Consider the following 23,711-nt stretch of genomic DNA (forward strand, 5'->3'; position numbering starts at 1 on the left):
AAGGGACACCTATTTTTTATTACAGGATAAGAAAGTATAAAGTTTCTGCACTTAGATAACTGTCTAGCTCCAGCGCCTAGCCCCTCGAGTCGCTTCGGTCCATCTGTTGAAGTCAAAGAACGACTTCATCAGCTGGACCTCCAGCGCTTGTCGGGGCTGAGCAAGGCGCTTGCGCTTTTCTTATTACCCAAGCAAACGATTATAGATGCTCTTCGCCTGGGCCAAATCTTTTGTCCCATGGATAAGCGCCCGTCCATCCTGGAAGAGGACAAAGCGGTTTTCATCCATCTCGGCGGACAGCAGGTACGGATTTCCTTTCACCTCGTATCCGAGTGCCTTCAGCCTGGCGGCCATGTCGCTCAAATCCACCCCTTCAGAATGCGGCGGCCGGATCTGGACGGTATCCCTGCCGCAGAGGACAGTCGTTTTCGTCATGTTTTCAGCGCTCAGGTACGGATACTCCGGATGCTCGCCGCAGGACAGGCAGCCTGGATCCTTGGCACGGCCCATTTTCATGCTTGTGTACTGGTTGCGCCACAAATCAAAGCTGACAAACGAAGCCCGCACGGCTTCCCAGTCCTCAACCAGGATCTTCAAGGCTTCTGCCGTCTGGTGGGCGATCGCCATCTGGACAGCCGGGCCGATAATGCCGCCTGTATCGCAGGTAAGCCCCTGGATCGGCACCGTCTTCAGCAGACAGTTCAGGCATGGCGTCACACCCGGAATCACCGTGAAGCTCATTCCGAAACTTGCCACGCAGGCCCCGTAAATCCACGGAATCTTGTATTTTTGGGCGATATCATTGATAGCCATTCTTGTTTCAAAATTGTCGGTGGAGTCAAGGATCAGGTCGACTCCTTCTGCCAATTCAGCGAGCTTTTCAGGCGTAGCGTCGCCAATCAAAGCGACAATCTCCACATCGGAGTTGATGGTCCTCAGTCTTTTTTCAGCCGCAGCCGCCTTTGGCAGCTTATCGGCCACATCCTGCTCGGTATAAAGCTGCTGGCGCTGCAGGTTGCTTGCCTCGACATAATCGCGGTCGATGATCGTCAGTTTGCCGACTCCGGCTCTAGTCATCACTTCGGCATTTCCCGAACCTAGGGCGCCCGCGCCGATGATGAGCACATGCTTGCTGGAGATTTTCTCCTGCCCTTCCTTGCCGATTGGAGGAAACAGCGTTTGGCGTGAATAACGTGTTGACATCGAAAAATTTCCTCCCTTAAAAGTAGTTAAAATCAAGAAAAAGCAGGAGACATCAGCCTCCGCTTACTGGCGGGATAAAGGCAATGACGTCTCCTTCCTGAATAACCTCTTCATTTGGTGCAAATTCTTCATTTATTGCAGCCATGGCACTATCCAGCTTGCCCAGCTTGTACGTTTCTGCGACGATTTCCTTCAGCTGTGCTACCGTCTTTCCGGCTGCCTCGATTTCCGCCGATTCCACTCCGGCTTCATCGCGCAAATGGGCGAAAAACAGAACCTTATTCATTCAAATCACCTGCCTCCGGCTTTCCGCTAGGATAGGCCACCCTCTCAAGCTGGTCGCCGATCCACTCCTGCCCGTCTTCCCAATGCTCTTTTTTCCAGATTGGCACGATTTCCTTGATGCGCTCGATCGCATAGCGATTGGCTTCATAGGCGTCAGCACGATGGGGCGTCGATACGGCAATCACGACGGCGACATCTGTGATATCGAGCTTGCCGACGCGGTGGGTGATCGCTACTTCGGCGCCTTCCCAGCGTTCCTTGATTTCATTGCCGATCTGCTCCAGCTTTTTGACCGCCATCGACTCATAGGCTTCATAGATCAGGTAAAGGGTTTTCTTACCTTTTGTAAGCTCCCTTACCGTGCCGATAAAAGTCGTGATGGCCCCAGCTTCACGCTGGACCACTTTGTCGATTACCGACTGGATATCGATGTTTTCTTTCGCTATTTCATAATTCATTCTGCTCACCTCATTTTTGCCCATCAAGTAATAGGGATTCAGCATTGCTGACGACCGAATAGCCGCCAATTTTATCCACTTCAGCCTTGAAGGATTCCGACTGGATCACTCCGATGAGCCAGCGCCCCTTTTCGCTCTCGAAGAAAGCCCTGGTCATCAACAGGTCATAGGATTCGTCGCCAACCGGCACAAAATCCAGTCCCATCGCTTTGGCGGCAGGATAAATTCCAAGCCCTGCTGCCTTTCCATTTCCCTTTACTTCAGCTGCTACACTTAAATGCGAAAACATTTCGCGGTCATAGCCATTGATTTGTTCAGGCGCGAGGCCTTGTTCTTTTAAAAGAAGATCGAACAGTATCCTTGTTCCGGCCCCTTTCTGGCGGTTGGCATACTCCGCTTCCTTTTCGGCCAGGTCCGCGGCGGACTTGATGTCGAGAGGATTGCCCTTTGGCACCATCCAGCCCTGGGTCCTTTTTAAAAATGGATAGAGAACAACGTCTTGTCCGGAAAGAAGCTTTTTCACGTAAGAGATATTATATTCCCTTGTTTCCGGGTCAAGCAAATGAATGCCCGCTATATGGGCTTCCCCTTTCCTGATTGCCATGACACCAGCCATGCTTCCAACATGGGAAGAAACAATTTTCATGTCGCTGCGCTGGGTTTTCAGCTGCGATGACAGCAGGTCGATGGTCAGGTCATGGCTTCCACAGAAGACAATGCTGTTCATGATGTCTTCGAGCGGCTTTAACAGCTCCACTTCCGCCATGTCACCCTGCTCATATCCAAGCTGCTCCGGCGGGACGACAAGCAAGCCGTCCGCACGTACAAGCGACATTGTGACACCAGCCGCCCTTGTAAGCGGATTGGCCACAAATTGTCCGTTCACATAGCCGATATTCATCCTGACAAAGTCCTCTGCCCCCATGGTGGATACAATCCTGCGGCCAAGCTTGACGCTCAAGGTCTGTCTTTTCGGCACGGGTATTTGCAGGTACTGGCAGATCAGCGGCCTCACAAACCACTCAAGCGCCAGATAGGCAGATACCGGATACCCTGGCACACCCACGACAATTTTATTCGCGATTTGCCCAAGGATGACAGGCTTTCCCGGCCTGGTGGCCACGCCATGCGTAAACACGGTGCCCAGCTCGTTCAGGATATGCACGGTATAGTCCTTGGAACCTGCCGACGAGCCGGCGTTAATGACGATAATATCGGAAACTTCAGCTGCCTGCAAAAGAGCGGCTTTGATGTTTTCGGGCTCGTCCCTGACAATCCCGGTAAGAACGGGTTCTCCGCCCCACTCTTTAATATAATTCGCAAAAACGGTGCCATTGAATTCAATGATCTTCCCGTATGGAAGCCTATCGTCCGCCTGGACAAGCTCGTTTCCGGTGGGAATGATCGTGACGAGCGGCTTTTTCGCCGCTGGGACCTGTGTGACCTGGGCCGCCAGAAGCGCGCCAAGATCGGCAGGCCTGAGGACGTGTCCCTGAGGAAACAGCATCTCCTCCTGGACGATATCCTCGCCAATCGGGCGGATATGCTGCCATGGTGTTGCCGGCTCGATGATTTCAATCGTTTCCTCATCCAGTATCTGGACATTCTCAATCATGATGACAGCATTGAAGCCTTGCGGGATGGCGTTTCCTGTATCCACATAGACAAACTGGCTGCCTTTTTTCAAATGCAGCGGCCGCTGTTCATGGGCTTCATATGTGTCCTCGGCATTGACCGCGACCCCATCCATGGCCGAAGCATGATAATGCGGCATGGAAATGCTAGCAAAAATCGGGGAGGACGTGACCCGCCCAAGGGCTTCGACAGTCGGGATGATTTCCGTCTCCGGAGCCAGCCTGGCAGCTTCAAGGATTTCCTGCAATGCCTCTGCCCTTGGCTTGTCCTCCAGATAGATTTTGCGCTGGTATCTCTTTTCACCCATTTGTGCTCCCCCTTATTTCGATGCTATGACAGGCACAAGCTCGCCCTGCAGGATTCCTTCTTTTTCCGATTGGATTTCGACAATGCCGTCGCTTTTTACAAGAGTAGTGATCAAACCAGATTTTCCGATGATCGGGTCTGCCCACCATTCTCCTTCTTTCTCAAACAAACGTACCCGGATGTAATCCGACCTTCCCGGTGCGGAAGGGATATTTTTCGTGCTTCGTGCAAAAAGGCGCTCCGGCTTTTTACCATGGCGCTCGCCTTGGCGCTGCTTGATGATCTTCTCGCCAAACAAGCGGAAGATGATCATCGCTGAAGCGGGGTGGCCCGGAAGCCCGATGACAGGCTTGCCATTCGCCACAGCCAGGATCGTCGGCTTTCCAGGCTTGATTGAAATGCCATGGACAAAAACCCCCGGCTCGCCAAGCGACTGGATGACCTCTGTCGTATAATCCTTCGCCCCAACAGAGCTTCCGCCGGATAAAATCAGGATGTCAGCCTGTTCGTAAAGCTCGCGGGCCTTCGCGGCGAAAATATCGTAGTCATCCGCGGTAATGCCACCGTATATGGTCTCTACGCCCCATCCCTTTGCGAGTCCGGCAACGGTTAAATAATTAATGTCGCGCACCTGACCCACTTTTAGGCTCTCTGTTTCATATGGAACAATTTCATCCCCGGTCGACAGATAGGCCGCCTTGATCTTCCGGTAAACGTTTACTTTGCTGATGCCCAATGACGCCAGCGCGCCGATTTCCTGGGGCCGCAGCTTTGTCCCTGCCTCAAGCAGCACTTCGCCTTCTTTGATATCCTCTCCGGCGCGGATGATATTTTCACCCGGTGCCACTTGCCTGTAGGTGTTCAGCAGCCCGCCGATTTCCTCGCAGTGTTCGATCATCAGCACGCTGTCGCTGCCAGGAGGAACCATGCCTCCAGTCGGGACATAAATCGCTTCTCCCCTGGATAGCGGTGCTCCCGCTTCTTTCCCCATTTCCACTTCACCCGCCACTGTCAAAAAGCCTGGCATCGATTCGGATGAACCATACGTATCCTTGGCAAAAACCGCATAGCCATCCACGGTCGAACGGTCAAAGCCTGGCACATTTTCAGCCGCAACAATAGGTTCAGCCAGGATGCAGTGAAGAGCTTCTTCCAGCGTGCGGGTCTCCACCTCCCTGATTTCCGGAATATGCTCCTGGATTAAGGCAAAGGTTTCCTCCACAGTTTTCACTTTAAAGAATTGCATTCACTACACCCTTTCTGTCAGCACCGTTTATCTCTCAGTTTCTGCCCATTTCCTGGCATGTTCATATTCATTTGGATGGTTCATGTTAAAAAAGATCTTTTCCAGGCTGCCGTCAGCATAGGCCTGGAGATCGGATTCCCCAAGATAACGGACCTGCAGCTGTTCCAGGAGATGGACCATGCGCAGGCGGCCGTTTTCCAGGCACTCTTCCAGCTGAGGCAGGATCCGCTTCTGGTAGGAAGCAAAGAGCGGATGCTGCCTGCCTCCTATCACCGGTACCACGGCATCTAAATGCTTAAGGTTTTTTACGAGGCTGCCCGCGAGGTCCGCCGAAACAAATGGCATGTCACAGGCAACGACGATATTCTCTTCATAATGGGAAGATGTTAATCCTGCATGGACGCCCGCGAGCGGCCCCTTTCCGGGATACGCATCACGCACCATTTTCATATTAAGAAATTCATAGGTTTCAGGGTCGTTGGTCACAAGCACGAGATCGTCAAATACAGAGCCGAGTTCATCCCTGATTCTCTCAATATTTGTTTTATCGTGAAAAGGAAGCAGGGCCTTGTTGGTCCCCATCCTGCTGGATTTCCCGCCAGATAAAATAATTGCCCCGGCTTTCATGCGAAGCACCTTCTTTTTTTAAAAGATTAGTTGTTTGTCTCCAGATTGCCAGGAGCTGCCTGGTACCCATTTTCCTGGGCAACAAAATCGAGATGAATACTTGTTAAATCAAGAATAGCAGAAGATGGCCTGGAAATGAATTGTCTTGTGTCAATTACTTTCGTATATCCCTTGCACTTTTCGCAGCAGAGGACCTGGGAGGAAGCTTCTCCTTCGACGGTGATGAACTGGATGGTCTTATGGTCATCATTGCCGCAGTGCGAGCACTGGATGCGTTTTTCAGGCCAATGCGCATGGCAGCGCGGGCAGTGGATCACTTTTTTCCCTTCTCCTTCAAGCTGTGCAAGCCTGGCCGGCTCGCCGCACACCGGGCAGCCTGCTCCATGGACAGCCTTCGCCACATCCTGGACCTTGTCCGCCGTCAGCTGAAGATAAGGGCGGAGCGCATTCTCGGCGAGGAATTGCGGAATCCATTCATCAATTCCATTTTCTTCAGCGAAGCGGGCAAAATAAATGGAGTTTAATGAAAAAGCTTCGTCAATCCAGCGGATGGCCGTTTCCTCGTTAAGCAGGCTCCTCACCTCTCCCAGCTTCTCTTCAAGCTCCTGGTGCTGATCCACAATCAGCTTGCTAAGTTCATCTATCCACTGTAAAAATAGTGAAATATCAAAATCAATAGCCGCCAGCGCAGCCACCGGCACCCCTGCGCTCATTGCCGCCTGGTCAAGATTTGGTTTCACAACATCCGGGTTTAGGCTCTTTTTCCACTGTTCCTGAAGCTTGGCAATTTCCTTCTGCAGATTCTGGTATTCTTTTGAAACAACGGATTTTTTCATTGCTGCACCTCTTTCATTGGTTTTGGCTATTATCGTTAAACTGGAATGGCTGCCTAAATAGACAGCCATCCAAGGTTATGGGATTTTCAATTGTCCAGCTCCGGCTCCCAGCGACTAGTGTACTTCGCCAATCTCCCTACGATAAGTCAACATCGAATCGCTGCCGCTCTTCGTGTTTCCTTTATCGCGTCTAAACGGGCACTAAATTCTTAACTGCCCGTAAAGACCCGATTGGCTCCAGTCCATATGTCGCTAAACGGTCGCCTCCGCTTTTCGAGTTAAGCCCCTTTTTTCTTATTTTTCTTTGGATCATCAAGGTCCGGGAAGTTGCCTTTTTTGACTTCTTCTTCATACCATTCTGTATAGTGGCTCTTTGCCCATTTGGCCGGAACCTTTCCGGTGATGACGCCTGTGAATCCCGGACGGGAATGCTTGTGGATGACGCTCAGGTAGATATGTCCGAGAACGACCGCGAATCCAAGGCCGAAGCCAACGTTGTGCAGGAAGTACGACCATTGCACAAGTGCACTTGGGAACAAATCAGGGAACCACATCGGGAAGCCTGATCCAATCAGCAGGATGGCACAGAAGATTTGCAGGATCGAGTTGATTTTTTCACCGGCATTGAAAAATGTCTGCCGGACATGCTTGAACTTGAAGCCAAACAGCTCCTTAACAAATTCGCTGAAAAACTGGAAATCCCTCTTTTTCCAGGTAACCAGCTCCTTCAGCCACATGAAGAAGCCTTTGTGGTCGAAAATCAGCCAGATGAATGTTGGCAGGATGAACGCAACCGCAAGGATTCGGTGGATCAGGCGGGCATTTTCCGGTCCGCCGAACACCACATACAGCCAGTTGAACCAATCCGTGTACATCGGCAGCGCCGTGATATACAAACCGATGAATGCGATCGCGTTGATGCCATGTGCCCAGACGAATGCTTTCGAAAAACGTTTGACCTGCACTTCAGAACTTTGCTGCTTACTCATGGCGGTCACCTCCATCCTCTTCGTGTTCCTTGCCTTTCTTATCGAAGAACTTGTTGGCCACAAAGGCACCGACAAGCGCCATTGTCACACCCCCGACCATTGCTTTTCCGATTGGCTGCGCATAGTCTTTCCAAAGGACAGCCGATGTTGGGACTTTTGGATTTTCAGGCATTCCATATACTGACGGCTTTTCGGCCAGGACATAGATGGTATGGGTCCCGCCCACTCCAGCCGGGTTATAGATCGTTGCATTAGGATAGCGTTCCTTGATTTCACTGACACGCTTTTCCGCTTTTTGAAGCATTTCTTCCTTCTCGCCGAACTGCATCGCACCTGGATGGCAGGTTGTGACACAGGCTGGCTGCAGTCCTTCCTCAAGGCGGTCGGTACACATCGTGCATTTATTCGCCTTGCGGTATTCCTTGCCGTTCTTATCCTTATACTCCTTAAGGGAGATCACATCGAACGGGCAGTTCTGCTCGCAGTAGCCGCAGCCGACACATTTGTCATGGTCGATGACGACGCTTCCGAAGTCGGTGTAGCTGATCGCGCTCTCCGGGCATACCTTTTCACAGGCTGCATCCACACAGTGGTAGCAGGAAGAGTGGCGGAACAGGTAGTCCAGGCCGCCCTTCGAGTTTTCATGCTCAACAAACGTCAGGACGTTCCATGTATCGGCGGACACATTTGCATGCGACTGCATCGTCCCCAGGAAATCCTGGGGTTCCGCAGGCAGGTCATTCCAGTTCTTACAGGCGACCATACAGGCACGGCAGCCGTCGCATTTGGTGACATCGACTAATTTTACATATTCAGTGGCCATTAGTTCGCCCTCCTAACGTTGCAGAGGAATGCCTTGTATTCCGGAATGGTCGTATTGGCATCCCCGATATGAGGAGTCAGACGGTTTGCTGTATCCCCTGTTGCAAATCCTTTATAGCCAAAGTGCCATGGCATTCCGATATGGTGTACCTTCTGGCCCTGGATGGTGTATGGCTTAAAGCGTTTTGTCACCATGGCGTATGCCTCGATTTCGCCGCGGGCAGAGCTGACAATTACTTTATCCTTGTTTTTGATGCCTTTTTCCTTTGCAAGCTCTTCGCTGATTTCGACAAACATATGGCCGACCAGTTCGGAGAGCCATTCCTGATTCCGCGTCATCGAGCCTGACTGCCAGTGCTCGCTTACACGATAAGTGGTGGCGACGATCGGGAACTGCTTGTAATCGCCTTTCAGGTTGAATTCGCCGTCAAACAGCTGGATGGCCGGATTGGAATCCTGGCTTGAGAACGCATTGGCAACCGGGCTTTCAAACGGCTCATAGTGTTCAGGGAACGGACCATCATTCAGGTTGCCTGCAAACAATCCTGCAACTCCGTCCTTCAGCATTGTATACGGATTTGTTCCGCCCGGATCGGTTGGCGCCCTGTCGACAACGAAGTCAGGGACGTCGTTTCCAACCCACTTTTTCTGGGAAGCGTCCCACCAGATAATCGCTGTTTTCTTGCTCCAAGGCTTGCCGTTCAAGTCGGCTGCCGCCCGGTTGTACAAAATCCGGCGGTTTGCCGGCCAGGCGAAGGACCAGTTCAGGTAGTTGCCGCCGCCGGTGTCCTTGTTGTCTCGGCTCTTGGCGCGGTTGTTTCCTTCTTCCGGATAGAAGCCGGAATAAATCCAGTTGCCCGAAGTTGTCGTGCCATCGTCCTTAAGCGCTCCGAATCCCGGCACCAGCTTGCCTGTTGTCAGGTCGTAGCCGTTGATTTCTTTACACACCAGGTCGATGTCCGGGTGGTTCCCTTTTCCGAAGTTCCAGTCAAGCGCATTAAATGGCTTTGCAGCCGGTGTTTTCTCATTTTTATAGAGATCTTTCAGGTGAAGGTACATTTCATGGATGATCTCCAGGTCGGCCAGTGATTGGCCTTTTGGTTTAATCGCCTGCCAGCGGTACTGCATCCAGCGGGAGGAGTTGGAGACACTTCCTTCCTTCTCATAGGAGGATGCTGCCGGCAGCAGGAATACTTCCGTACTGATCGCGGATGGATTGCTGCCTGCTTCCTTCTGCCAGAACGAAGCGGATTCGGTTTCCCAAAGGTCGGCAGCGACCAGCCATTTCAGATTGCCAAGAGCTTCCTTTTCCTTGCCGGCGTTCGGCCCGCCGACAACCGGGTTGGTACCGAACAGGAACGCACCCTCCAGCTCCCCCTTGTACATCGCGCTGAACAGGTTGATGTGCGAATAGTTTTTGTTGCCTTTTGGCAGATACTGATAGCCGAACTCATTGTCCTTTGTCGCATTCGGGCCGTACCATGCCTTCAAGAGGCTGACCAAAAACTTCGGCTTGTTGCTCCAGTAGCCGGCACTTGGCGTTTCCTTCTCGTTATAGGCTTCCAGGGTTGGATGGAGCATTGTCGGCGCGCCAAGGTAGCCTGTCAGGTTATTGTAAAGGAGGCCAAAGTCAGTGGACCCCTGAACATTGGACTCTCCGCGCATCGCATTAAGCCCTCCGCCCGGAAGACCCATATTTCCAAGCAGCAGCTGAATCATTCCGAATGCACGGACGTTTTGCGTGCCAACCGTATGCTGGGTTGTGCCCATCGCATACAGGATCGTTCCCGCCTTGTCCGGAGCGCCTGTAGCGCAGAATGCTTCACAGACCTTGAGGAAGTCTTCCTTTGGTGTGCCCGTGACGGAACAAACAGTGTCGGCATCATAGCGGGAATAATGGTTTTTCATCATCTGGAAGACAGAACGCGGATGTTTGAGCGTCATGTCTTTGACTGGGTTTCCTTCTTCATCGGTTTCGAATGCCCATTGCGTTTTGTCGTATTTTCGTGTTGGCTCATCATAGCCGCTGAAAATTCCATCATTGAACTCATAGGTATCTTTTAGAATGAATGATGCATTTGTATAATTCACAACATAATCTTTATGGTAAAGTTCGTTATCAAGCGCATACTTGATCATTCCGCCCATAAAAGCAATATCTGTTCCCGAACGAAGCTGGGCATAGACATCAGCTTTGGCGGATGTCCTTGTAAAACGAGGGTCGACGGAAACGATTTTCCCGCCTTTTTCCTGTGCTTTCGTCAGCCATCTGAATGAGATCGGATGGTTTTCGGCAGGATTCGCCCCCATGATCAGCGCACAATCACTGTGCTGGATATCGCTCCAATGGTTTGTCATTGCTCCACGCCCTACTGTAGGTGCCAGACCGGCAACCGTAGAACTGTGTCATATTCGTGCCTGGTGTTCGAGATAGACGACGCCAAGCCCTCTCATCAGTTTGGCAAGCAAATAGGTTTCTTCGTTATCGAGCGCAGCGCCGCCGAGGCTGGCGATGGCTTCCGTCTTATTGACCGTGATGCCGTCTTCCTTCTCGACAAACGTCCTGTCCCGTGTATCTTTTACGCGCTGGGCAATGGTCTTGTACATCCAGTCCCAGGACTTTTCTTCCCACTTGTCACTGCCAGGAGCGCGGTACAATGGCTTTTCAATCCGCTTCTCTGATGTGTACACCTGGCGGATGGTGGTTCCTTTGCTGCAAAGGGTCCCTTCGTTGATTGGGTTATCCGAATCCCCTTCCGTATAGACCACCGTGTCGTCCTTTGTATGCACCAAGATGCCGCAGCCTACACCGCAGAAGCAGCAAATGGTTGGTGTGACTGTTGATTTGGCAATCTTGAATTCTTTTGTTTTTGCTTTTGCTTCATTTTCATTGAAGCCAAGCTCTACGATTGCCAAAGTCGCAGCTGTTGCTCCCGACAGTTTTAAAAACTGCCGGCGATTCAGGTTGATTTCAACCATCCTTCTCTCTCCCTCCCAATTTTTACTAGAACATCCCTTATCCCAAGTTTTAAATTCTGGCTGTGTTCAACAGGCTGTTGATTTTCGTTCCAGGCGCTTCGCTTTCCGCGGGCGGCCCGGGGAGCCTGTCTTGCTTCGCCTCCTAGAAACTCAACAAACTTCAGCTCCTCCGGCAGAAGCAAAGAGCGCTTCTTTGTCGGATCCTCCAGTTTGCTCGTTTCTGGGCAGTCGGCATACGCATTTCCTATTCCTCGGCGCTATCCGCGCCTGCGGGGTCTCCCCTGACCCTTGCTCCCGCAGGAGTCTCGCGCCTTCCACTTCAATCAACACGAGTAGAATCAAGCCTGACTTTCACACAGCCTAATTGAACAGAGGCAAGACTTCACCCCTTTCAATTGGCTTTGTGGCGGCTGCGGGTCCGGTGACATCGTTACGGATTCTTCCGGCTGATGTGTAGACGGTCGCCATTTTGCCTCGTAGATAACCGACAACTTCAATATTTAAAAATCTGGCGAGCTGGACAGCCTGCTTGGTGGCAGCGGTGCGCGAGCCTATGACGGCAAAACCAAACTTCGCTGCTTTTGAGAGCATCTCATAGGAAACCCTTCCGGTTGTCAGCAGGACTAACTGTTCGGTTTGCAAGCGCTTTCTAAGGGCATGGCCGATTATCTTGTCCACGGCGTTATGCCGCCCAATGTCTTCACGGACCTCAATGCTGCCATCTTCATGAACGATGCAGGCGCCATGCATGCCGCCTGACTCAAGGTAAAGCGGGCAGTTTTGCGCGAATTCGCTGCGCTTTTTCAACAGGTAGCTTAAGTCGTACACCTGCTGGGACTGCACCCTTTCGAATTGTTTCACATCCGTCATCGAGAAAAAGGTCACGCCGCGGCCGCATCCAGCCGTATAATGCTTTTTCTTCGAAAACATTTGTTCAGGGTCAAAACTATTATTCAAGGAAACTTGCAGAGTTCCAGAGCCTTCGTAAAAATGGACAGCTTCGACATCATCCGCACCGTCAATCAATCCCTCCGAATAGAGGTATCCATAGGCCCAATCCTCCAGATCCTGGTTTGTGAGCTGAAAAACGGCAATTTCAAACCCGTTGACCACCAGATTGATTGGGTATTCATCAGGACAGCCTTTCCTGATCATTCTTATCACCCCTTAACTGTTTGCCATGTATTAGCATCAGTTGACTTCCTCTCCATCTTAGAAACTTTGGCAGGTGCATTCTGTTAACAACGTCACAGTTAGCTAAATTGTCACAGTTTGGGAAATTACACTATTTACCATAAAAATAAATTAATAGGCATAAAACGCCCCTTATAATTCCAATTTACAGGAAGAACCTGAATGAACTCCGGAGGAAATGTTACAAATGCATTTCGAAAAATTGTCCATTTTATGACCAAAAGACTTGGGACTATTGTCCTTCCATTCAACCGCACTCTTATCCTAAAGGAACTGTTTGACCGCCGGCAGTAACTTATGTCACGGCCTCTCTTGAAAATCCACTCTTCCCAGCCCGCCAGCCCGGCTTCAGGCCAACATGTTTTGCCTGTGGTTTCCACTTTGGTATAATCGTTAAATAGACCATCTGGCCTTATTAATAAGAAGACTTCAGGGAGGCAAGAAGCAATGACAATGAAGAAGGTTCTAACAATTGCAGGCTCGGATTCCAGCGGCGGTGCCGGCATCCAGGCTGATCTCAAGACTTTTCAGGAGCTTGGCGTTTACGGGATGACAGCACTGACCACCATCGTCACGATGGACCCGGATGGCTGGCATCATGGTGTATTCCCCCAGCCTGTCGATTTGGTTGAAAAGCAGCTTGACACCATCCTATCCGTCGGAATTGATGCGATGAAAACCGGCATGCTTGGATCACCGGAGATCATTGAACTGGCAGCACGGAAAATAGACCAGCACGGACTTCAGTCTGTCGTCATTGACCCTGTCATGGTCTGCAAGGGCGAAGATGAGGTCCTGCAGCCGGAAAATACGGACGCAATGCGTGAATTCCTGCTTCCAAGGGCAACGATCGTCACCCCGAACCTTTTCGAGGCCTGGCAGCTGGCTCAGACAGGACCAATCAGGAACGTGGACCAGATGAAGGAAGCAGCATCCAAAATCCATGACCTTGGAACGAAGTATGTCATGGTCAAGGGGGGCAGCGATGTCGATCATGAGAAAGCCGTAGACCTGCTTTACGATGGGAAGGAATTCACCCTGTTCGAGTCGGAGAAAGTGGAAACCACCTACACCCATGGTGCAGGCTGTACGTTTGCGGCAGCCATTACCGCCGGCCTTGGCCTGGGCAAACCAGTGGAAGAGGCTGTTTCCGTGGCTAAGGAATTCGTTACAGAGGCAATCAATCACGGCTTCCAGCTGAACCAATATGTGGGGCCTGTCATGCATGGCGCCTATACCAGATTCGGAAACGGCCGCAAAGCCTGAACATTTGAAAGAAACAGCACAACCAGCGTATGGAACAAGCTTTAAAAGCGCCGGAGAAGGAGTTGATTGAATGGATCCCGTCAATATGAAGGAAGTGCAGGAAGCATTGGACAGCTTCAAGGATAAAGAGGTTTATCTTCATATGGAGACGACCAATGGAGCCTATGCTTCGCATTTTAATGACAAGTTTTTCTCGGCAGGCGCCTATATCCGCAATGCCAAGCTCAGCTATGAGCGTGCCAAAATCACTGGTCCCGGGCCTTACCGGGTGGGACTGAAAATTCCTTTTGGCTGGGTATATGCCGAGGGAATCACCCATTATGAGATCGATAGTAAAAGCCGGCTGCTGCTCGCAGGCCATGATTATGACGGAAAATTGGCCGTTGCCCTGCAGCTGAGCGAAACAGCATTTGAATAGGGCCTAAAAAGGAGCGTTGAAAGCAAATGGAAAAAGAACAGCATGTACTTGTCGTGTTCCCGCATCCTGATGATGAAGCCTTCGGCGTATCCGGAACGATTGCTTCACATATCAATATGGGAACACCGGTCACCTATGCCTGCCTGACCCTTGGGGAAATGGGCCGGAACATGGGGAACCCGCCGTTTGCCACTCGGGAGACCCTTCCGAACATCCGCAAGCATGAACTGAAGGAAGCTGCTCGCGTCCTTGGCATTACCGATCTGCGGATGCTGGGCTACCGTGACAAGACGGTGGAATTTGAAGATCCCGACAAGCTGATTGGACAGATCACCGATATGATTGAGGAACTGAATCCTTCGCTGATCATTTCCTTTTATCCTGGCTACTCTGTCCATCCGGACCATGAGGCCACCGGGGAAGCCGTTGTCGCAGCGGTCGCAAAGCTGCCTGCCGGGCAGCGTCCGAAACTGCATCTTGTCGCGTTTGCGAATAATACGATTGATGAGCTGGGTGAAGCCGATATTGTCCATGACATAAGTGCCGTGGCCGACCAGAAGCTCGCCGCAATCAAGGCGCACCAGTCGCAGACTCAATACATGATCGACGCCATGGCGGAAGGGCTCAAGAACAAAGACCCCCAAGTCATGACACGCCTCACCTTCGAGCAATTCTATACCTACAAACTTTAACTCACTAAAGAGTGCCTGACCCCCAGCGCGTTAACGCGCCGGGGGTCAGGCACCTTTTTTTGCTTTAAAGCGCCTCTGCATCACCATGCGCACAACTTCTTCACACAATCTTCACAATGCAGACACCAATAAGTGAGCAGCATCACATTTCCAATCCCTTACAACACGATAGGATGAAACTGTAAACAAAAACAAAAGGGGGAAAGAACGATGTCAAACTCTGTCGCCAGTTTCATCATTTGCACGATCCTTGGCTTTGGAATTGGCTTCGCCGGCTATGAGATCGCCGGAAAAGAGGATGCCTCTTCTTCAGCCAAACCGGCAGAAACGGAAAGCGCACCTGCACAAGCAGCGGAAAGCAGCAAGCAGGAACCAGAAGCCAAAGAAAGCAGTCAGCCTGAAACCGTATCGGCCAGCAGCGAGGTGTTCACCTCGAAAGGCTGCCTCGGCTGCCACTCTGTTTCTTCGCTAAATCTGCAGGGCGGAGCTACCGGACCTGATTTATCCAAAGCATTCACCAATGTGGAAGATAAGCATGGCAAGCCTCTCGACGAATTTATGAAAGCACCGACATCGGCCGTCATGTCAGGGGTGATCAGCGGAAGCCCGCTGAGTGATGAAGAAGTCCAGCAAGTTGTCGATGCCCTCAAAGAAGCTTCCGAAAAATAAATTTTGATAAGGTGGTGCAAATTGTATGAAAAAATGGATTCCTCCGGTATCGGGCTTGCTTACCGGACTTTTGGCTGCCACAGTGTTCTTTGCTGATTTCTCGCCAAGTACTCCAGCAGTGACAGCCGAAGACAGCAAAAACAAAAGCAATGCCGAAAAAGTATATGTCCCGTTTGGCGAGAAAGACGAATATTACCTGATGGCTTCCGGCGGACACTCCGGTCAGATGTTCATCTACGGCGTGCCATCGATGCGCCATATCCGAACCGTTCCGGTATTCACTCCCGACCCGGCGACCGGTTACGGATATGACAAACACTCGAAAGAAATGCTCGGCGGATTCACCTGGGGTGACCTTCACCATCCTGCCCTTTCCGAGACAAATGGAGATTATGACGGCAAATACCTGTTTGCGACCGATGTCGGCAACAGCCGGGCCGCCGTCCTGAACCTTGAAACCTTTACGACAAAAGACATTATCAATGTGCCAAACACAAGCGGCCCCCACTGTGCGGCCTTTGTGACCGAAAATACGGAGTACATGTTCCTCCCTACCCGGTTCGCCGTTCCGATCGGTCATGAATATGCCTCGCTCGATGATTACAGCGAGCAGTATCGCGGCGTGATGTCGGCTGTGACATTCGACCAGGAAAAAGAAAAAATGGACATTGCCTATCAGGTCGCCCTGCCGCCATGGTCGTATGACCTGTCCGATGCCGGCAAGAAAAGCTCTGCCGACTGGGCTGTCATGACCACCTACAATACCGAAGAAGCAACCACCAACCTTGAAATCAACGCTTCCCAGGCGGACCGCGACTTCATCGTCCTGTTCAACTGGCGCGAGCTAGAGAAGAAAATCGCAGACGGCCAGTATGATGAAGTGACCGGCCAAAAAATGATTTTCCCGGAAAAGCATAAAGGTGGCATCTATCTCGTCCCTGTTGCCAAATCGCCTCACGGTGTCGATGTCACTCCGGACGGCAAGCACTTTATCGCTTCCGGAAAACTTGCACCGGCGATGACGGTCTTCTCATTTGAAAAAGCCATCGAAGCCATCGAAAACCAGGACTTTGCCGGCGAACGCAATGGAATTCCGATCATCAAGTACGAATCTGTCATGGAACGGGAAGTCAACCCGGAAAATGCGCTTGGACCGCTGCACACCCAGTTTGATGAAGAAGGAATGGCCTACACAACCATGTTCATCTCTTCTGAAATTCTTAAATGGAATCCGGCCACAGGAGAAACCCTTGACCGTGTTCCTGTACAGTATTCTCCTGGACATTCAGTCGCAGCCGAGGGCGATACCGTTGCTCCGGACGGAAAATACATCATTGCCCTGAACAAAATTGCCAAGGACAGCTACCTGTCTGTCGGACCATCACATCCGGAATCGATGCAGCTGATCGACCTGTCCGGCGACAAAATGGAAGTCATCCAGTCGGCGCCTGTCAATCCGGAACCGCATTACGCGCAAATGATCAAGGCTGACAAAGTCAAGACGATCTCTGTCTATGATAAAGATGAGACCAACAAGGACGCTGTCTACAAACAGGAAGACGCGAAAATCGTGCGCAAAGGAAATGAAGTCCATGTCTATGGCATCGCAATGCGCTCCAAATTCATCTTTGATGCAAAAGCGGAACGCCCTGATGTGATTGAAGTCAATAAAGGCGACAAAGTCTATATCCACCTGACGAATATCGACTTTGACCAAGACATCACCCACGGCTTTGCTATCAATGGCTACGACCTGAACATCGAAGTCCAGCCGGGACAGGTCAATACAGTGGAATTTACCGCCGATAAAGCTGGCACCTTCCCGCTGTACTGCACGAACTTCTGCTCGGCGCTGCACCAGGAAATGACCGGATACTTCCTTGTAAAACCTTAAAAGAAAAGCGGAAGCGCCCGTTTAGCGACGTATGGACTGGAGCCCGGCGACTGAGATAAAGGAAACACGAAGAGCGTTAGCGATTCGATGTTGACTTATCGTAGGAAGGTGGGCGAAGTCCACTAGTCGCTGGGCGCTGGAGCTAGACAGTAATCCAAGATTTAGCGGAAACGGGTATCAGCTGAATGGCCGATGCCCCCTTCCCTTTTATTAGAAAAGCGGAAGCGCCTTGCTCAGCCCCGACAAGCATAAGACGCTCCAGAATAGAAGGCGTTCTTTGCCTTCAATTCTGGAGTGGCTTATGACTCGAGGGGCTAGGCGCTGGAGCTGGACAGTTATCTAAGTGCTGAAATTTATACTTTCTTATTTTAAAAGAAAGGCGTGTCAGACCATGAACAAAAAACGGCTTTCCCCATGCTCGTCGGTGCTGCTTGTGATGGCCGCCCTGCTGGTCGGAGCTTCCCTGTTCTTCCCGTGGTGGAAGATGGAGTTTTTCGCTCCTCAGTATCCCGAGGGACTTAATATCATCGTCTACCCCGACAAACTGGAAGGCGAAATCGACAACATCAACGCTCTTAACCACTATATTGGCATGAAAACCTTCAGCGAGGAGAACTTCCCGGAACTGCAGTTTCTGAAATGGCTGATCGGCGGATTAGCCGTCCTTGTCCTGCTCACTGGCCTAATCCGGAATAAAGCTTACCTGTACGGCGTCATTGCCCTGTTTGCTGCAGGAGGAGCCGCGGGGGTCTGGGACTTGAGGCGCTGGCTGAAAGACTTCGGCACCGACCTTGACCCGATGGCGCCGATTGAAATGGACCCCTTCATTCCCCCTATCCTGGGAGAAAACATCGTCGCCAACTTTACAACCTACAGCTCTCTTGGAACAGGCTCCTATCTGGTGGTTGCCGCCTTTATCCTAACTCTCATTCCATTATGGAAGGACCGAAAGCAATGAAAAAAATCCTTGGCCTGCTCCTTCTCCTTGTCCTCCTTGCCCCAACCAGGCCGGGAGCGGCACAGGAGGATCTCCAGGCACTCATAAATGCTGCCGATGAAGGAGCGACCATCCAGCTTGAGGCAGCCACCTACCATGGAAATATCGTCATTGACAAACAGCTTGTCCTTTTAGGAAAAGAAGGCACCATCATCGAGGGCGACGGAACAGGCAATGTCATCTCGGTCACCGCCGAAGGTGTCACGCTGGACGGTTTTGCCGTCAAAAACAGCTCGATGGACCGAAACAGCCCTGAGGAGTATGCCGGTATCAAAGTGTACAGCAATGGAAACACACTGAAGAACCTGGAAATCTCCGACTCCTTTCACGGCATTTATTTAAGCAAGGCACATGAAAATACGATCGACCACGTTGCCGTCCTCGGCAGCGGCAAAGAGGAAATCGCCGGCCAGGGCAACGGGCTTCATATTTACTATTCAAATGGAAACACACTCTCGAATAATGAGATTGAAGGAACGCGCGACGGCATGTTCTTTGATTATGCCAATGATAACGTGATGCACCGCAACAGCATCTCCAAAACCCGGTATGGACTGCATTTCATGTATTCCAACCAAAACGAATTTAAAAACAACATATTCACATTCAATACAGGTGGAGCCGCCATCATGCATTCCAGCGGCCTCAAGCTTGAAGACAACCAATTCGTCTTCAATTACGGACACCGTTCCTTCGGCCTCCTGCTATTGTCTGCCAATGACAATCACATTGAGAACAATACTTTCTATATGAATCAAAGAGGGTTGTATATAGATCAGGCGACAAGAAACCTAATCACCAGGAATAAAATCCATCAAAACCAAATCGGGATTGAACTGTGGGCCAGCTCCAATGACCAGGTCTTTACCGGGAACGAAATATCCGACAACACCCTGCCTGCCGTGACGCTTGGCGGAACAGGCAGGAACAGCTGGAGCCAGGACGGAACCGGAAACATGTGGGGCAGCACCTTTCCCCTGCACGACCTTGACCAGGACGGTATCGGCGACAGCAAGGCCGTCTATCAATCTGCCTTGTTCCAGCAAATCGAAGAACAGGAGCTGACCTACCTGTTCCTGAAAAGCCCGGCAATCACCATCTACGAGAAAATGAACGAGCTCTTTGGAAACGGTAAGATCATGTTCGAGGATGATCATCCGCTCTCTGCCGGCAAAGGATCGGGGTGGTTTTGGCCCGGCCTGCTGATTGGTGCCGCCGCCCTCCTTATCTCAAAGATTTTAAAAACCAGGATTCTATAAAAGGGAGACATCGCCATGCATTTTATCTGGAAAGAATGGCTTGAAAATATCAGAAGCAAAGGTTTCTGGCTTTCCATGGCCATCATCCTCGTCGTCACCATCCTATTGCTCACAAGGTCTTCATTCAGCTATGACCAAGGCTTTTATATTCTGCTCGTGAACCTGTTTGAAAGCCTGCTGTATGTGATTCCCATCCTTTGCCTGTTCCTTGGCGGCTTTTCCGTCTTCCAGGAGAAAGAGCAGAAAACACTGGTCATGCTTTTGACCCGACAGGAAAGCCGTCTCAGCTTTTTACTGAAAAAGAGCCTCGGCATCCAGGCGACCCTGCTTGGCCCCGTGCTGATCTGGTTTTTTGTCTACCTGGTGCCGCTGAAGTTCTACTTTGATGTCCAGCTGTCCCATTACTTCCTGTTCCTGGCTGCCCTGGCCAGCCTCATGCTCGTTTTCACACAGCTTGGTGTCCTGATTGGGAGCATCAGCCGGTCCAGAATGCAGATTACCGGGGTGGCTGTCATTCTATGGTTCTACTTCTTCTTCCTGCATGATTTTGTCCTGCTGTCACTCCTACCTGACGTGACGCATGACAACGTCAAGCTGTTCTCTACCGCCTTCTTCCTTAACCCGATCCAGGCTGGAAGGCTGTTTCTCGAGTCGGGTCTCGGGCTCTACTCGTTCGGGCACATGTCAAGGCTGCTGCAGTCGTTCATGTGGCTTTCGCCAGGCATCTTTTTCAGCATCAACCTGCTGTTCTGGCTGGGCGCCTCCTTTGGCGGGGCCGTCCTGATGCATCGCAAGGAGGGATTTGAATGATAGACGTATCCGGATTGACTCTTTCATTTGGCAGTAAAAAGGTACTGGACCATGTTTCACTTAATATCGAAAAAAATGAAATTTGCGCTCTTGTCGGACGGAACGGGGCCGGGAAATCAACCTTCATCAACTGCCTGCTCGGCCTCGCGCCTGCACAGGGAGGCCGCATTGCCATCAATGGCAAGGAGCAGGCCAAAACAAAAAGCTGGATAAACGAAATTTCCTATCTTCCGGAGAAATTCATGCTTTACCCAGCCTTAACCGGCTATGAAAATATGAAGTTTTTCGCCCAATCGGGGAAGGGCAAGGCAAATGAGGAGAGGATTAAGGAAATCCTCACATCTGTGGGACTCTGGAAAGACCGCGATTTTCCTGTCAAAAGCTACTCGAAAGGAATGCTGCAGCGGCTCGGTCTGGCGGTGATCCTTTACCCCGACAGCGGCATCATCATCCTGGACGAACCGACCAGCGGCATCGATCCCATCGGCCGGCAGGAAATATTGAAAGTGCTGAAAGAGCTTAAAAACAAGACCATCCTGCTTTCTTCCCATCATCTGGATGAAATTCAGCAGATCTGCAGCACTGTTGCTTTCCTGGAAGAAGGAAAGATGACGAAATATACCGTAGACGGATTTTTAATCCAACAGCGCCTGGGAGGTTTTTAACATGAAAAAGTGGAGCCTATTGCTCATTATGATGCTGGCCCTTGTCCTCGCCGCCTGCAGCGGGAAACCGGACTGGAAAGCGGAAATCACCAAAGAACCTGTTTTTTCAAGCGGAAAGGAGTCGCAAATGGTGCTCTCCGTTTCGGAAAACAGCTCCCCTGTCAGTGATTTGAGCATCAAAGCGCAGCTAACCATGGTGGACATGGATCATGGAAGTTTTGATGCTGCCTTGGAAGAACAGGAAGACGGAACATACGCCGCCAAAGTGAAGCTGCCGATGGCCGGGAAGTGGGAAGCTGTGTTCACCCTCGAAAAAGACGGCAAGCAGCTTGAACAAGTCGCCGAAATGAATGTTGAAAAAGCAGACGGCGTCGCTGCCATCAACGGCGAGTGGATCACACAGGAAGACCTTGATTTCTATGCTTTTATCAATGAATTGCATATCGAAATGGCTCGTGAAACCGACCGTGGAAAATACAGCGGCGACGAGCTAGAAGAAGCCATGGCCTACTGGGATATGCAGCTGGAAATGAATGAAAACCAAAACCAGCTGATTGCGCAAATCATCCGCCTGCGGGCGATGGCAATGCTCGGAAGCGAAAAAGGCCACACCGCCAGCGAGCAGGAAGTGAACGATGAAATCGCCAAGGTCCGCAGCCAGTACAATGAATCGTCTGCTGCCAAACAGCTGATTGAACAATATGGAGAGGAAAAGTTCTGGAAGTACCAGCAGGAGCAATACGCAAGAATTGTCCTGACGCAAAAGGTCCAGCAGGACGTCGTGGAGCTGGTCAAGCAGGAAAACCCTAAAGCAAGTGCGCAGGAAGTCCAGTTCACCGCCGAAAAGAAATACGAAGAGCTTCTTGTTTCCCAGGTGGATTCATTGAAGATCGAGCTTTTATAACACAAAGAGAGCAGCCCCGAATGGCTGCTCTCTCGTTTTGCAAACTAAAAATGCCCAAGGCTGGTTGTGAAAGACAAAAACAGGCAATTATGGTGCGAAGTTCTTGGTTAAAACAAGAAGAGACAGCGAAATTGCGCCAGTTTTATCCAAGATAACTTCGTTCTTAAAGGATAATTGCCTTGCTTAGCACTCCTCATCACATGATTACATCAATTTTTTCCGGGATTGCATCAATTCCCTGGATTATTGCATCAATTCCCGAAGATATTGCATCAATTATTTGTTTTATTCGCCATACCGGTGTCCAAATTGTGACAAGGCGGCATTATCTCCCCAAATGGTTCGACATCCTGCCAATAAAAAAAGACCGCAGGCAGTTCAAAAGATTTGCCTGCAGTGTTGCCGATCAGCCCAAGCAGCTGCTCTCTTCCTATTTATTCACTAAACGATGACAAAGGGATTTTATACAGCTTATCGTCATCTTCCTGCGGCGACCCGCGTCCATCGGTATTGTTGGAGATAAAGTACAGCTCGTCGTCTTGGATCATGACATCGCGGATGCGGCCGAGGCCGGACACGACCTCCCTTTTCTCTTTCTTTTCAATGTCAAATTCAAGCACAGCGCTGCCTCTCAGTGCGGCCACATACAGTTTCCCGTCCAGCACCGCCATTCCTGAAGGCGCCCACGTATTCTCGCCCGACTGGAACAGCGGACTTTCCATTCCCTGCTTTTCTTCATCGCCAGTGATCTCCGGCCAGCCGTAATTGCTCCCTGGTTCTATCACATTGATTTCATCGCGGGCACTCGGGCCATGCTCGCTCGCAAACATCGTCCCGTCCTCATCCCACACCATTCCCTGCGGGTTGCGGTGGCCATAGCTGAATACATAGGAATCCGCGAATGGATTGTCATCCGGAATCGTACCGTCCAGGTTCAGGCGGAGAATCTTCCCAGCAAGTGAACCCAGATCCTGGGCCAGCTCCGGCCGTGAAGCATCCCCTGCACTCGCATACAGCTTGCCGTCAGGCCCAATTGCCAGCCGGCCGCCATGGTGCACATTGCCGCTCGGAATCTGATCAAGCAACAGCTTACTTTCCACCCAGACATCCTTTTTCAGCGTCAGTTGCACAATCCGGTTGTACTGACCTCCGTCTTCATACGTGTAATAGGCAAAGGCCTGGTTCGACTCCGCAAAGTCAGGCGCCAGCACAAGGCCGAGCAGCCCTGCTTCTGCCGCTTCCGAAAGCGGCTTTTCCAGCTGCACTTCCTGTCTGGCCTGTCCGCCATCACCGATTCGGACAATTGCCCCTTCACGCTCGCTCACATAAAAGACTTCCCCCGTCTTGTTGATCGACCACGGAATCCTCAAATTGTCTGCCAGCACTTCCGCCTCAGCTGGCCGTGCCGCTGTTTCCTGTTCCTCCACCCGGTCCGGCTGTTTCGCCCCGCCTGGCTGGCTTGCTTCATCCTGGCCCGGACCGCCGCTAGAGCACGCTCCCAGCAGGAGTGCCAGCATAATGAACATGATTCCTCTCATCCAACCATTCCTTTCACCA

General features: G+C 51.2%; 24 protein-coding genes and 1 pseudogene. 12 read left to right on the forward strand and 13 right to left on the reverse strand.

What is annotated here, in order from left to right:
- Positions 1 to 183: 183 nt before the first annotated feature.
- The 12 genes and pseudogenes from WQ57_RS11005 to fdhD all read right to left on the reverse strand — a co-directional run bounded on the left by WQ57_RS11005 (position 184) and on the right by fdhD (position 12,541).
- Positions 184 to 1,203 carry a thiazole biosynthesis adenylyltransferase ThiF gene (locus WQ57_RS11005; protein WP_046523818.1) on the reverse strand — a complete coding sequence of 340 codons (1,020 nt, stop codon included), beginning with the start codon at positions 1,201 to 1,203 and terminating at the stop codon, positions 184 to 186.
- A 52-nt stretch (positions 1,204 to 1,255) separates the two neighbouring features.
- A complete protein-coding gene (moaD, locus tag WQ57_RS11010) occupies positions 1,256 to 1,489 on the reverse strand; it encodes a molybdopterin converting factor subunit 1 (RefSeq protein WP_046523819.1) in 234 nt (77 codons plus the stop codon).
- Positions 1,482 to 1,946 carry a molybdenum cofactor biosynthesis protein MoaE gene (locus WQ57_RS11015; RefSeq protein WP_046523820.1) on the reverse strand — a complete coding sequence of 155 codons (465 nt, stop codon included), beginning with the start codon at positions 1,944 to 1,946 and terminating at the stop codon, positions 1,482 to 1,484. Before WQ57_RS11015 ends, moaD begins: the two co-directional genes overlap by 8 nt.
- A gap of 10 nt (positions 1,947 to 1,956) precedes the next feature.
- Entirely contained in the window at positions 1,957 to 3,888 is a 1,932-nt protein-coding gene (locus WQ57_RS11020; RefSeq protein WP_046523821.1) for a molybdopterin biosynthesis protein, read from the reverse strand.
- 12 nt (positions 3,889 to 3,900) lie between these two features.
- Complete coding sequence (locus tag WQ57_RS11025) at positions 3,901 to 5,133, reverse strand: molybdopterin molybdotransferase MoeA (RefSeq protein WP_046523822.1); 1,233 nt, start codon at positions 5,131 to 5,133, stop codon at positions 3,901 to 3,903.
- 27 nt (positions 5,134 to 5,160) lie between these two features.
- Positions 5,161 to 5,760, reverse strand: a complete 600-nt coding sequence (gene mobA, locus WQ57_RS11030; protein ID WP_046523823.1) for a molybdenum cofactor guanylyltransferase — start codon at positions 5,758 to 5,760, stop codon at positions 5,161 to 5,163.
- A 26-nt stretch (positions 5,761 to 5,786) separates the two neighbouring features.
- Positions 5,787 to 6,596, reverse strand: coding sequence for a formate dehydrogenase accessory protein FdhE (locus tag WQ57_RS11035; protein WP_046523824.1), 810 nt, complete (start codon positions 6,594 to 6,596; stop codon positions 5,787 to 5,789).
- Between the two features lie 278 nt (positions 6,597 to 6,874).
- Positions 6,875 to 7,585: a formate dehydrogenase subunit gamma gene (locus WQ57_RS11040; protein ID WP_046523825.1), complete on the reverse strand. Its 711-nt coding sequence runs from the start codon at positions 7,583 to 7,585 to the stop codon at positions 6,875 to 6,877.
- On the reverse strand, positions 7,578 to 8,408 hold the full coding sequence (locus WQ57_RS11045; RefSeq protein WP_046523826.1) for a 4Fe-4S dicluster domain-containing protein: 831 nt from the start codon (positions 8,406 to 8,408) through the stop codon (positions 7,578 to 7,580). Before WQ57_RS11045 ends, WQ57_RS11040 begins: the two co-directional genes overlap by 8 nt.
- Positions 8,408 to 10,801 (reverse strand): annotated as a pseudogene (fdnG, locus tag WQ57_RS11050) (formate dehydrogenase-N subunit alpha); the annotation flags it as partial. The pseudogene fdnG and the gene WQ57_RS11045, both read right to left, overlap by 1 nt.
- 12 nt (positions 10,802 to 10,813) lie before the next feature.
- Positions 10,814 to 11,386, reverse strand: a complete 573-nt coding sequence (locus tag WQ57_RS27555; RefSeq protein WP_046523828.1) for a twin-arginine translocation signal domain-containing protein — start codon at positions 11,384 to 11,386, stop codon at positions 10,814 to 10,816.
- A gap of 360 nt (positions 11,387 to 11,746) precedes the next feature.
- The gene (gene fdhD, locus WQ57_RS11065) at positions 11,747 to 12,541 is read right to left on the reverse strand and encodes a formate dehydrogenase accessory sulfurtransferase FdhD (protein WP_046523830.1); all 795 of its coding nucleotides are present in this window, start codon (positions 12,539 to 12,541) and stop codon (positions 11,747 to 11,749) included.
- Positions 12,542 to 12,742: 201 nt separating this feature from the next.
- Here fdhD and WQ57_RS27325 point away from each other — a divergent pair, with 201 nt between their 5' ends.
- The 12 genes from WQ57_RS27325 to WQ57_RS11120 all read left to right on the forward strand — a co-directional run bounded on the left by WQ57_RS27325 (position 12,743) and on the right by WQ57_RS11120 (position 22,606).
- Entirely contained in the window at positions 12,743 to 12,874 is a 132-nt protein-coding gene (locus WQ57_RS27325) for a hypothetical protein (RefSeq protein WP_277620287.1), read from the forward strand.
- A gap of 153 nt (positions 12,875 to 13,027) precedes the next feature.
- The gene (gene pdxK, locus WQ57_RS11070) at positions 13,028 to 13,846 is read left to right on the forward strand and encodes a pyridoxine/pyridoxal/pyridoxamine kinase (protein ID WP_046523831.1); all 819 of its coding nucleotides are present in this window, start codon (positions 13,028 to 13,030) and stop codon (positions 13,844 to 13,846) included.
- Positions 13,847 to 13,916: 70 nt separating this feature from the next.
- Positions 13,917 to 14,264 carry a YojF family protein gene (locus WQ57_RS11075; protein WP_046523832.1) on the forward strand — a complete coding sequence of 116 codons (348 nt, stop codon included), beginning with the start codon at positions 13,917 to 13,919 and terminating at the stop codon, positions 14,262 to 14,264.
- Between the two features lie 26 nt (positions 14,265 to 14,290).
- Complete coding sequence (bshB2, locus tag WQ57_RS11080) at positions 14,291 to 14,956, forward strand: bacillithiol biosynthesis deacetylase BshB2 (protein WP_046523833.1); 666 nt, start codon at positions 14,291 to 14,293, stop codon at positions 14,954 to 14,956.
- Between the two features lie 210 nt (positions 14,957 to 15,166).
- A complete protein-coding gene (locus tag WQ57_RS11085; RefSeq protein ID WP_046523834.1) occupies positions 15,167 to 15,625 on the forward strand; it encodes a hypothetical protein in 459 nt (152 codons plus the stop codon).
- Positions 15,626 to 15,650: 25 nt separating this feature from the next.
- Complete coding sequence (gene nosZ, locus WQ57_RS11090) at positions 15,651 to 17,519, forward strand: Sec-dependent nitrous-oxide reductase (RefSeq protein ID WP_046523835.1); 1,869 nt, start codon at positions 15,651 to 15,653, stop codon at positions 17,517 to 17,519.
- A 391-nt stretch (positions 17,520 to 17,910) separates the two neighbouring features.
- On the forward strand, positions 17,911 to 18,477 hold the full coding sequence (locus WQ57_RS11095; protein WP_046523836.1) for a hypothetical protein: 567 nt from the start codon (positions 17,911 to 17,913) through the stop codon (positions 18,475 to 18,477).
- Positions 18,474 to 19,775 (forward strand): nitrous oxide reductase family maturation protein NosD, encoded by a 1,302-nt coding sequence (gene nosD / locus WQ57_RS11100; protein ID WP_046523893.1) that lies wholly within the window; start codon positions 18,474 to 18,476, stop codon positions 19,773 to 19,775. The genes WQ57_RS11095 and nosD overlap by 4 nt, the downstream gene beginning before the upstream one ends.
- Before the next feature lie 15 nt (positions 19,776 to 19,790).
- Positions 19,791 to 20,585 (forward strand): ABC transporter permease, encoded by a 795-nt coding sequence (locus tag WQ57_RS11105; protein WP_046523837.1) that lies wholly within the window; start codon positions 19,791 to 19,793, stop codon positions 20,583 to 20,585.
- Complete coding sequence (locus WQ57_RS11110; RefSeq protein WP_046523838.1) at positions 20,582 to 21,250, forward strand: ABC transporter ATP-binding protein; 669 nt, start codon at positions 20,582 to 20,584, stop codon at positions 21,248 to 21,250. The genes WQ57_RS11105 and WQ57_RS11110 overlap by 4 nt, the downstream gene beginning before the upstream one ends.
- A gap of 1 nt (position 21,251) precedes the next feature.
- Positions 21,252 to 22,154: a FixH family protein gene (locus tag WQ57_RS11115; protein ID WP_046523839.1), complete on the forward strand. Its 903-nt coding sequence runs from the start codon at positions 21,252 to 21,254 to the stop codon at positions 22,152 to 22,154.
- A 200-nt stretch (positions 22,155 to 22,354) separates the two neighbouring features.
- Positions 22,355 to 22,606 carry a hypothetical protein gene (locus WQ57_RS11120; RefSeq protein ID WP_046523840.1) on the forward strand — a complete coding sequence of 84 codons (252 nt, stop codon included), beginning with the start codon at positions 22,355 to 22,357 and terminating at the stop codon, positions 22,604 to 22,606.
- On the opposite strand, the gene WQ57_RS11125 is transcribed toward WQ57_RS11120, so the two are convergent.
- Positions 22,589 to 23,692, reverse strand: coding sequence for a PQQ-dependent sugar dehydrogenase (locus tag WQ57_RS11125; RefSeq protein WP_046523841.1), 1,104 nt, complete (start codon positions 23,690 to 23,692; stop codon positions 22,589 to 22,591). The genes WQ57_RS11120 and WQ57_RS11125 overlap by 18 nt on opposite strands.
- Positions 23,693 to 23,711: the final 19 nt, after the last annotated feature.

This window comes from Mesobacillus campisalis (genome assembly GCF_000986785.1).
Lineage (GTDB): Bacteria > Bacillota > Bacilli > Bacillales > Cytobacillaceae > Mesobacillus_B > Mesobacillus_B campisalis.